Origin of the sequence: Pseudomonas sp. MPB23 (assembly GCF_046605395.1) — a bacterium.
Taxonomy (GTDB): Bacteria; Pseudomonadota; Gammaproteobacteria; order Pseudomonadales; family Pseudomonadaceae; genus Aquipseudomonas.
The window spans coordinates 3273003-3283731 of sequence record NZ_CP176771.1; the positions used below are offsets into that span (position 1 = coordinate 3273003).

A 10729-nucleotide genomic window follows, 5' to 3' on the forward strand; every position below is an offset into this window, starting at 1 on the left:
AAACCGGCGATGAATTTCAATTGGGATGTGTTCTGGCAGTACCTGCTGCAGCCCAGTGGGGTGTACCTCACCGGGTTGTGGCTGACCTGCGTGATCAGTGTGTTGGCGATGCTGCTCGGCTGTGTGCTGGGGCTGGCGGCGGCGCTGCTGCGCTTGTCGAAGAACCCACTGTTGCACCTGCCGGTACGTTTTTATGTGTGGCTGATGCGCGGCACACCGTTGCTGGTGCAGATCGTGTTTCTGTACACCGCATTGGCGGCGGGCGGGATTTTCCGCTTCGAGGACATCGAGCTGTTCGGCCTGATCGTGCCCGGCAATGTCCAGGCGGCGATCATTGCCCTGGGCCTTAACGAAGGCGCGTACATGGCCGAGATCATCCGCGCCGGTATCGGTGCGGTGGACAAGGGCCAATATGAAGCCGGGCGTTGCCTGGGCATGGGCTTTGCCAAGCTGATGCGGCGCATCGTGCTGCCCCAGGCGTTCCGGGTGATCGTGCCGCCGCTGGGCAATGAGTTCAACGTGATGCTCAAGAACACCACTCTGGTCAGTGTGATTGGCGTGCAGGAACTGCTGCTCAGTACCCAGATGATCACCTCGGCGACCTTCCGCGTCTTTGAGCTGTACCTGGTCGTGGCCCTGTACTTCCTGACGCTGACCACCTTGTGGGGCTTTTTCCAGCGCTGGCTGGAGAAGCGCTTCAGCCAATCCGACCGGCCTGACGCGCCGCCACCGGCCGCCAGCCGTATGTTCGGGCGCAGCACCCTGAAACTGCTGAGGGGACGTTAACCATGGCGCATCAAAGTGAAGAACTGATCATCGAAGCGCTGGACGTCCACAAGTCGTTCGGCCACCTGCAGATCCTCAAGGGCATTTCCCTGCAAGTGCGGCGCGGCGAAGTGGTGGTGCTGATCGGTGCCTCCGGTTCCGGCAAGACCACGTTCATCCGCTGCATCAACCTGCTCGAAGACATCCAGAGCGGACGCATTCGTGTCAATGGCCGAGACATGGGCTATCGCGAACGCCGCGACGGCAGCCTGGTGCGCGATTCTGAGCGCAACATCGCCCGGCAGCGCCGCGACATCGGCATGGTGTTCCAACGCTTCAACCTGTTCCCCCATATGACCGCCCTGGAAAACATCAGCGAAGCGCCGATCCACGTGCTCGGCACCCCGCGTGCCGAGGCACTGGAACAGGCGCGTGCCCTGCTGGCGCGGGTCGGCCTGGCGGACAAGGCCAGCCATTACCCGTCGATGCTCTCTGGCGGCCAGCAACAACGGGTGGCGATTGCCCGCGCCCTGGCGATGAAACCCCAGGCCATGCTGTTCGACGAACCCACCAGCGCCCTCGACCCGGAAACCGTCGGTGAAGTGCTGCAGGTGATGAAGGCGTTGGCCGAGGAGGGCATGACCATGGTGGTGGTCACCCATGAGATGGGCTTTGCCCGTGAAGTGGCCGACCGCGTGGTGGTGCTCGACCAGGGCGAACTCATCGAACAGGGCCCGCCGGAACAGATTTTCAGCCAGCCCCGTCACCCGCGCACCCGGGCTTTTTTGAGCCGCGTGTTATGACCCGTCCAAGGAGATTTTCCATGCGCTTATCGAGTCTTTTCGCGGCCCTGTGCTGCGCCGCCATTGTCCCCATGACCGAGGCCGCCGACCCGGTGGTGAAGGTCTATAACTGGTCCGATTACATCGGGCCCGATACCTTGAAGAACTTCGAGAAAGACAGCGGCATCAAGGTGCAGTACGACATCTTCGACACCAACGAAATGCTCGAGGCCAAGCTGCTTTCCGGGCACTCGGGGTATGACGTGGTGGTGCCATCCAGCCAGTTTCTGTCCAAGCAGATTCGTGCCGGTGCCTACCAGCCACTGCAACGCGGGCTGCTGGATAACTGGAAGCACCTCGACCCGCGCCTGATGCAACGCCTGGAAGCGGCCGACCCCGGCAACCGCTACGCCGTGCCGTACATGTGGGGCACCGTGGGCATCGGCTACAACGCGGAAAAAGTGCGGGCGGTGCTGGGCAAAGAGGCGGTGCTGGACTCCTGGTCGATGGTGTTCGAGCCCGGCAACCTGGCCAAACTCAAAAGCTGCGGCGTCGCCTTTCTCGATGCGCCGGTGAAGATCATTCCCCAGGTCATGCTCTACCTCGGCCTGGACCCCAACAGCGTCAAGCCCGACGACTACAAGCAGGCGTCGAAACGGCTGATGGCGCTGCGGCCGTCGGTGACCTACTTCAATTCATCGAAATACACCGCTGACCTGGCCAACGGCGATATCTGTGTGGCGATCGGTTATTCCGGCGATGTCATGCAGGCCCAGAGCCGGGCCAAGGAGGCCGGCAAGCACATCGACATCCGCTACCTGATCCCCAAAGAAGGCGTGAACCTGTGGTTCGACATGCTGGCGATTCCCAAGGATGCCGGTAACGCAGCCAACGCCCATGCACTGATCAACTACCTGCTGCGCCCCGAGGTGATCGCGCCGATCAGCGACTACGTGGGCTACGCCAACCCCAACCAGGATGCTACGGCGCTGATGGACCCCAAGGTCAGCGGCAACCCGGGCATCTACCCCGGCGACGACGTGATCAGCCACACCTTCGTCTCCGCCGACCTGCCGGAAAACATCCAGCGCCTGATGACCCGGGAATGGAACCGGATCAAATCCGGTCAATAAATCGAAGAGTCTTTGCCATGTTGAAATTTTCTGCTCACGAGTACCCTTATCCGTCGCAACGCCAGACTGTGTTTGCCCGGCGCGGCATGGTCGCCGCATCCCAGCCCCTGGCCGCTCAAGCCGGTATCGAGATCATGCAAAAGGGCGGCAACGCGATCGACGCGGCCATTGCCACGGCGGCGGCCCTGACGGTGGTGGAACCCACCGGCTGCGGTCTGGGCGGCGATGCCTTTGCGCTGGTGTGGTGCAAGGGCCGGTTGCACGGCCTCAACGGCAACGGTCACGCACCGGCGGCCTTGAGCATCGAGGCGGTCAAGGCTGCCGGGCATGACCGGATGCCGCTGTATGGCTGGACCCCAGTCACTGTGCCCGGTTGCCCCTCGGCCTGGGCGGAGCTGTCACAACGCTTCGGCAAGCTGCCGTTTGCCGAACTGCTGCAACCGGCCATCAGCCTGGCGCGGGAAGGGTTCCCGGTGTCGCCGGTGGTTGCCCATCAATGGCAGATTGCACTGAACGAATTCACCCCCCATCGCGACGCGGTACTGGACGCCTGGTTCGAGACCTTCCTGATCGATGGATGCGCGCCCCAGGCGGGGCAGATTTTCCGCAACCCGGCCCAGGCCAGAACCCTGGAAGAGCTTGCCGCGACCCGCTGCGAAAGCCTCTATCGCGGGGCCCTGGCCGAACGCCTGGATGCGCATTCCCAGGCCAGCGGCGGCTACCTGCGCGCCAGCGACCTCAAGGATTACCGTGCACAGTGGGTGGAGCCGATCCACATCAACTATCGCGGCGTCGACGTCTGGGAAATCCCTCCCAGCGGCCAGGGCCTGGTGGCGCTGATGGCGCTGAAGATCCTCGAAGGCTTCAGCTTCGATCACCGCGACAGCCAGCAAACCTGGCATCGCCAACTCGAAGCGATGAAGCTCGCCTACAGCGATGGCTTGCACTACATCACCGACCCCCAGCACATGCGCGTGGCGGTGGCCGACCTGCTGAGCGACGACTACAGCACCCGCCGCCGCAACCAGATCGGCGAGCAGGCACAGGCGCCCAAGCCCGGCGACCCTCACGCCAGCGGTACGGTGTACCTGGCCACGGCGGACGCCGAAGGCAATATGGTCTCGTTCATCCAGAGCAACTACCACGGCTTCGGCTCCGGCGTGGTACTGCCCGACAGCGGCATCGCGCTGCAGAATCGCGGGCAGGAATTCAGCCTCGACCCGACCCACGCCAACTGCCTGGCGCCGGGCAAGAAAACCTTTCACACCATCATCCCCGGCTTTCTGACACAAAACGGTGAAGCCCTCGGGCCGTTCGGCGTGATGGGCGGGTACATGCAGCCTCAGGGCCATGTGCAGATGGTGATGAACCTGGTGGACTTCGGCCTCAACCCCCAGGCCGCACTGGATGCGCCGCGCTGGCAATGGCTGGGCGACATGAAGGTCGGGATTGAGCAGGGCGCTTCTCGCGATCTGGCCAATGGGTTGGCACGGCGTGGCCACACAGTGCAGATCGACAGCGACCTTACCGACTATGGGCGCGGGCAGATCATCCTGCGCGATCCGGTCAGCGGGGTGCTGTGCGCAGGCACCGAGCCGCGGGCGGACTCGCATATCGCCGTGTGGTAAACGGGCGGCCCGCGCATCGCGAGGCGGTGGGTAGCCGTTGCGGAAAATAGTTTGACGAAGCCTGTCCCTTTTTTTCACCTCGCCTGTCATCCCAGGTAAGTGAACAAAATCGAGAGCTTCTTCCCATGTCCGCAGTCCCTTCCTTGCGCTTGCGCCCGTTGCTCAAACTGAGCCTGTTGCTGAGCCTCAGCGCCAGCCCGTTGTTCGTGCCCATCAGCTATGCCGAAGACACCGCCAGCCGCCGCAGCTATCAGGTGCCCGCCGGCAGCCTGAGTGCGGCGCTGACCCGTTTCGCCGGACTTTCCGGGATCAACCTGTCGGTGGACCCGGCGCTGGTCAGCGGGCGCACCAGCAGCGGGTTGTCCGGCGAGTATGGGGTGGAGGAGGGCTTTGCCCGCCTGCTGCAAGGCTCGGGCCTGCAACTGCAAGCCGTGGGGGAGCAGGCGTACATGCTGGTGCCGGCGCCCGAGGGCAGCAGCCTGGAACTGGCGCCGACGTCGATCCTCGGCACCACCGGCCTGTACGACGGCGATACCTACGCCGGCGGCCAGGTGGCGCGGCGTGGCTCCCAAGGCTTGCTGGGCACGCGGGACTTCATGGAAACGCCGTTCAGCATGACCACCTACACCCAGGAAACGGTGAAAAACCAGCAGGCCCGCACCCTCGGCGACCTGATCGCCAACGACCCGTCGGTACGCGCCACCAACCCGGCGGGCGGGCGCTTCGAGCAGTTCACCATTCGCGGTTTCAGCCTGTTCAACAGTGATGTGGCCTACAACGGCCTGTACGGCGTGCTGCCGACGTACACCATCGACATGGAAATGGCCGACCGCGTCGACATCTTCAAAGGCCCCACCCAGTTGATCAACGGCATCTCGCCACGGGGCAGCGTGGGTGGCGGGATCAACGTGGTGCCCAAGCGCGCCACCGACAAAGACATCACCTCGCTCACCGGCACCTGGGCCTCCGATAGCCAGGCCGGCGGCGCGGTGGATGTGGGCCGGCGCTTTGGCGAGGACAACCGGTTCGGCCTGCGCTTCAACGGCGTGAAGCAGTCCGGCGATACCGAATGGGACCACCAGAGCGTCGACCGCGAGATGGCGGTGCTGGGCCTGGATTTCCGTGGCGAGCGCCTGCGCCTGTCCACCGACATCGGCCACACCGAGCGCGACACCGATGCCCCTCAGGAGCGCGTGCAGGTGGCCGCCGCCGCGCCAGTGCCGAGCGCCAACGACGTGCGCCGCAACTATGCGCAGTCCTGGAGCAAGGCCAGCACCAACGACACCTTCGGCACGGTGAATGCCGAATATGACCTGAGTGATTCGGTGATGCTCTACGGCGGCGTCGGCGCGCGCAAAAGCAACCATGACTTCCTGCGCCATGCGGTGTCCGTGGCCGATGCGGCCGGCAATTTCACCGTGCAGCCGCGGTATTTCACCCGCGACGAAAATGTGCGCACCGCCACGGGCGGGGTCCGCAACGGGTTCCACACCGGGCCCGTGAGCCATGAGGTCAACCTGGCGGCCAGCTACTTCTACATGGACTTCACCAACGGCGGCGCGCGGTATGCGACGGCGCAGAGCAATCTCTACAACCCGGTGCAAACGCCGACGCCGTCCACCGCCACGCGCCAGGATGCGAAGGTGTATACCGAAAACAGCTTCAGCGGCCTGGCGTTGTCCGACACCCTGGGCTTCTTCGACGACCGCCTGCTGCTGACCCTCGGCGCGCGTTGGCAGCGTGTGAAAGTGGACGACTGGACCAACGACGTCAAAGGCGTCACCGGCTACGACGAAGAAAAGATTTCGCCCTCCGGGGGCCTGCTGTTCAAGGCCACCGACAAACTGTCGCTGTACGCCAACTACATGGAAGGCCTGAGCCAGGGCAAGATCGCGCCGTCGACCTCGCGCAACGAAAATCAGATCTTCCCGCCGTTCATCAGCCGCCAGGTGGAAGTGGGCGCCAAATACGACGCCGGGGCTGTCGCGCTGACGGCGGCGGTGTTCCGCATCAGGCAGCCGGCCTATGAAACCAACGCCACCACGCGGCTGTTCGGCCCCAACGGCAAGCGCCAGAACCAAGGGGTGGAACTGAGCGTATTCGGCGAACCGCTCAAGGGCGTGCGTTTGCTCGGCGGGGTGATGTACACCGACAGCGAACTGACCGACACCACCAACGGCACCTACGACGGCAACCGCGCGCCGGCCACGCCCAAGTACAACGTCAACCTCGGCGCCGAATGGGACGTCCCGGGGTTGGAAGGCCTGACCTTGAGCAGCCGTGGCCTGTACTCCAGCTCGCAATACCTGGACGCCTCCAACGTCAAGCAGATCGACGCCTGGACCCGTCTCGACGTGGGCGCGCGCTATGGGTTCAAGGTGGACGACAAACGCATCACCTTGCGGGCGAATGTGGAGAACGTCGCCGATAAACGCTACTGGAGTTCGGCGGGCGCCTCGGACGACAGCGAACCGGGGCTGACCTTGTCGACACCGCGCACTTATCTGCTGTCGGCGACGATCGACTTCTGACAAGGTTTTTTTGTGAGCGGGCTTGCTGTGGCAAGCCCGCTCGCCACAACAAGCCAGTCCCCGAAATAGATCGGACTACTGGCTGACTGAGCATTAACGTGCCAGCTCGCTAACTTGAGCACCTGAAAGTTGTAAGTAAATTCGGATACTTCTGAAAACCAAAGTGTAAAGTTCTGTAGGGCTAAAGACGTGTGCTTGTTGTTATCGCAGAACTTTACGTCGTCTCTTTTAATCCGGCCAAGCATTGCCATGCCGTGATTAAAAACAGTCGCAGCGGTCGCGCCCCAACATCATTCGATTGAACGTGAGCACGCTTAAACACGCTGAAAGTGGCTAAGTGCAACCCCCTAGGTCTGTCGGCCTGTCAATCAAGAGGTTGTGGACGTTCGAGGCGGCGTGGGGCTATTCATTTCAGTTTGTTTCTCTCTTTCCGGAACTAGCGTAGGAACTTTCAGTCGATAAGCCTGGTTAACGCCAACCACGGCGTGGCGAACTAATGGCACTTTCGGCTAATGGCCATTAGTTCCAAATAGCCATACTTTCCCGCAACCAGATCTCCAAACTATGTCGTCCATGCCCATTGATGCCTGCCACCTGCAGATACCGCACACCGACACCGTGTGCGCGTGGCTGATGCAGCACGCCGGGTTGAAAACCGTCGATCTGGAGCGTGCCCGGCGCTTGTCCGCCGAGGCCAGCGAGTTGTTGGGGGTGCTCACGTGCCTGGGGTTGGTTTCCGAAATCGAGCTGGCCCGCGCCTGGGCGGCGTTGCTCGGCGCGCCGTTGTTGCTGGCCGACGCTGCAGCGCCGTTGCTCGACCCTTTGCCCGGCGTGACCGAGCGTTTCATGCGCCACTACCAAGTGGTGCCCATGGGCTGGAGCCAGGGCGGCTTGCGGGTCCTGGCGGCCAACCCGGCGCAGCGCTATCCGTTGCAGGCCCTGGCCTACGCCTGCCAGGTGCCGGTGTGGCTGGCCATCGGCCCGCGCACTGAAGTCGACACGCTGATCGAGCGTTACTACGGCCAGGGCCGCTCGGCCATGGGCACCCTGATCGAAAACCTCGATGAGCAGGGCGGGGCGCTGGAGGATATCGAGCACCTCAAGGACATGGCCTCCGAAGCGCCGGTGATCCGCCTGGTCAACCTGATCCTGCAGCGCGCCGTGGAGCAGCGCGCGTCGGATATCCATATCGAACCCTTCGAACACCAACTCAAGGTGCGCTACCGCATCGACGGCGTATTGCATGACGCCGAAGCGCCGCCGGCCAGTCTGTCGGCGGCGGTGATCTCGCGGCTGAAGATCATGGCGCGCCTGGACATTGCCGAGCGCCGGCTGCCCCAGGACGGGCGGATCATGCTGCGCATCCAGGGCAAGGAACTGGACCTGCGGGTGTCGACGGTGCCGACCGGTTTCGGCGAGTCGGTGGTGATGCGCCTGCTCGACCGGCAAACCGTGCAGTTCGACTTCCCCAGCCTGGGCTTCGACGGCCAGCGCCTGGCGGCCTTCCTCGATCTGCTGGAGCGGCCCCACGGCATCCTGCTGGTCACCGGGCCCACCGGTTCCGGTAAAACCACCACGCTCTACACCGCGTTGTCGCGGCTCAACACCGCCGAACGCAAGATCATCACCGTGGAAGACCCGGTGGAGTACCAGCTCGAAGGCATCAACCAGATCCAGGTCAAACCCGCCATCGGCCTGGACTTCGCCGGGGCATTGCGCGCCATCGTGCGCCAGGACCCGGACGTGATCATGATCGGCGAAATCCGCGACCTGGAAACCTGCCGCATCGCCATCCAGTCGTCCCTCACCGGCCACCTGGTGCTGTCGACCCTGCACACCAACAGCGCGGCGGCGAGCATCACGCGGCTGCTGGACATGGGGGTGGATAGCTACCTGATCGCCTCGACCGTCAGCGGCATTCTCGCCCAGCGCCTGGTGCGCCGCCTCGACCCGGCCACCCGCGTCGCCTTTGAAGCGCCGCCGGCGTTGATCGCCGAACATGGCCTGGACCGCTTGACCGCGCAACGCCCGATCCTGCTCTACCAGGGCGCTTATCACGGCCGCAGCGCCATCACCGAATTGCTGGTGATGAACGATGAACTGCGCGGCCTGCTGATGGGCCACGCCGACGCCGCAACCCTTGAACAGGCCGCGCGCCGCGCCGGCCTGCGTACCTTGCATGAAGAAGGGCTGCGCCAGGCATTGGCGGGCGTGACCTCGCTGGAAGAAGTGCTGCGCGTGACCCGTGGAGAGGGCGCGTGAGCCTGTTCAAGTTCCGCGCCCTCGACCGCCAGGGCGTGACCCAGCACGGCACGCTGGAAGCGCCGGACCAGGCCGCTGCCATCGCCGCCCTGCACAAGCGCGGCTGGTTGCTGTTGCAGATTGACACCGCCGCCGGCCCGCTGTTGCGCACGTCGCGCGGGGCGTTGAAGGGCGCGGTGCTGGTGGGGTTTACCCAGCAACTGGCGACCCTGCTGGGCGCCGGGCAACCTCTGGAACGCTGCCTGAACCTGCTGCTCAGGCAACCCGGCCACCCACGGATGCGCGCCCTGATCGAGCGCCTGCGCGAGCGGGTCAAGGCGGGCAAGCCGTTGTCCGCCGCGCTGATGGAGGAGGGCGACACGTTCTCGCCGCTGTACCTGAGCATGGTGCGCGCCGGTGAGGCCGGCGGTGCACTGGAGACTACCTTGCAGCAGCTCAGCCTGTACCTGGAACGCAGCCAGTCGCTGCGCGGCGAGGTGATCAATGCGCTGATCTACCCGGCGTTCCTGGTGGTCGGTGTGCTCGGCTCCCTGGCGCTGTTGCTGGCCTATGTGGTGCCGCAGTTCGTGCCGATCTTCCACGACCTGGATGTGCCGATTCCGCTGATCACCGAAGTGATTCTCGCCCTTGGCACGTTCCTCGGTGCCTATGGCCTCGTGGTGTTGGCCGGGGTGCTGGTCGGCCTGCTGACCCTGGCCGCACGCCTGCGTGATCCAAAGCTTCGGCAGACATACGACCGCCGCCTGCTCGGCCTGCGCGTGCTCGGCCCGTTGTTGCAACGGGTCGAAGCGGCGCGCCTGGCGCGCACCCTCGGCACCTTGCTCAGTAACGGTGTGGCCTTGCTGCCAGCGCTGGTCATCGCGCAGCAAGTCAGCAGCAACCGCGCATTGCAGGCCCAGGTGGCCGCTGCCGCCGAAGCGGTGAAAGGCGGCGGCACCCTGGCCAGCGCCTTCGGCACGCATCCGCTGCTGCCGGACCTGGTGCTGCAAATGATCGAAGTCGGCGAACAGGCCGGCGAACTGCACAGCATGTTGCTCAAGGTCGCCGATATTTTCGACGTCGAAGCCAAACGCGGCATCGACCGCCTGCTCGCCGCGCTGGTGCCGTCCCTGACCGTGGTCATGGCCGTGCTGGTGGCGGTGATCATGCTGGCGATCATGCTGCCGCTGATGAGCCTGACCAGCCACATATGAACCTTCAAGGAGCTAAAACGATGAGAGCTGCACGCCGTCAAAACGGTTTCACCCTCCTGGAAATGCTCGCGGTCATCGTCCTGCTGGGCATTGTCGCGACCATTGTGGTGCGCCAGGTCGGCGGCAATGTGGACAAGGGCAAGTACGGCGCGGGCAAGGCGCAACTGGCGAGCCTGGGCATGAAGATCGACAGCTACGCCCTCGACGTCGGCGCGCCGCCCAACAGCCTGCAGCAACTGGTGGACAAGCCCGGCAACGCCGCCAGTTGGGCCGGGCCGTATGCCAAGCCCTCGGACCTCAAGGACCCGTTCGGCCATGCCTTCGGTTATCGCTTCCCCGGTGAACACGGCGCCTTTGACCTGATCTTCTACGGCCAGGACGGCCAACCGGGCGGCGACGGCTACAGCGCCGACCTGGGCAATTGGCAATAACCTC

At 64.1% G+C, this 10729-nt stretch carries 8 protein-coding genes; all 8 read left to right on the forward strand.

Annotated features, from left to right (window positions below; genetic code table 11):
• Nucleotides 1–9: 9 nt before the first annotated feature.
• The 8 genes from ACLH0J_RS15245 (at nucleotide 10) to gspG (ending at nucleotide 10725) form a co-directional block, all read left to right on the forward strand.
• Complete coding sequence (locus tag ACLH0J_RS15245; RefSeq protein WP_411392637.1) at nucleotides 10–786, forward strand: amino acid ABC transporter permease; 777 nt, start codon at nucleotides 10–12, stop codon at nucleotides 784–786.
• Between the two features lie 2 nt (nucleotides 787–788).
• Nucleotides 789–1568, forward strand: a complete 780-nt coding sequence (locus ACLH0J_RS15250; protein WP_411392638.1) for an amino acid ABC transporter ATP-binding protein — start codon at nucleotides 789–791, stop codon at nucleotides 1566–1568.
• A 20-nt stretch (nucleotides 1569–1588) separates the two neighbouring features.
• Nucleotides 1589–2680: a polyamine ABC transporter substrate-binding protein gene (locus ACLH0J_RS15255; RefSeq protein ID WP_411392639.1), complete on the forward strand. Its 1092-nt coding sequence runs from the start codon at nucleotides 1589–1591 to the stop codon at nucleotides 2678–2680.
• A 17-nt stretch (nucleotides 2681–2697) separates the two neighbouring features.
• Nucleotides 2698–4308, forward strand: coding sequence for a gamma-glutamyltransferase family protein (locus tag ACLH0J_RS15260; RefSeq protein WP_411392640.1), 1611 nt, complete (start codon nucleotides 2698–2700; stop codon nucleotides 4306–4308).
• Between the two features lie 125 nt (nucleotides 4309–4433).
• Entirely contained in the window at nucleotides 4434–6839 is a 2406-nt protein-coding gene (locus tag ACLH0J_RS15265; protein ID WP_411392641.1) for a TonB-dependent siderophore receptor, read from the forward strand.
• 564 nt (nucleotides 6840–7403) lie between these two features.
• Nucleotides 7404–9101, forward strand: a complete 1698-nt coding sequence (gene gspE / locus ACLH0J_RS15270) for a type II secretion system ATPase GspE (RefSeq protein WP_411392642.1) — start codon at nucleotides 7404–7406, stop codon at nucleotides 9099–9101.
• Entirely contained in the window at nucleotides 9098–10294 is a 1197-nt protein-coding gene (gene gspF / locus ACLH0J_RS15275) for a type II secretion system inner membrane protein GspF (protein ID WP_411392643.1), read from the forward strand. The genes gspE and gspF overlap by 4 nt, the downstream gene beginning before the upstream one ends.
• 20 nt (nucleotides 10295–10314) lie before the next feature.
• Nucleotides 10315–10725, forward strand: coding sequence for a type II secretion system major pseudopilin GspG (gene gspG, locus ACLH0J_RS15280; protein WP_411392644.1), 411 nt, complete (start codon nucleotides 10315–10317; stop codon nucleotides 10723–10725).
• Nucleotides 10726–10729 lie beyond the last annotated feature (4 nt).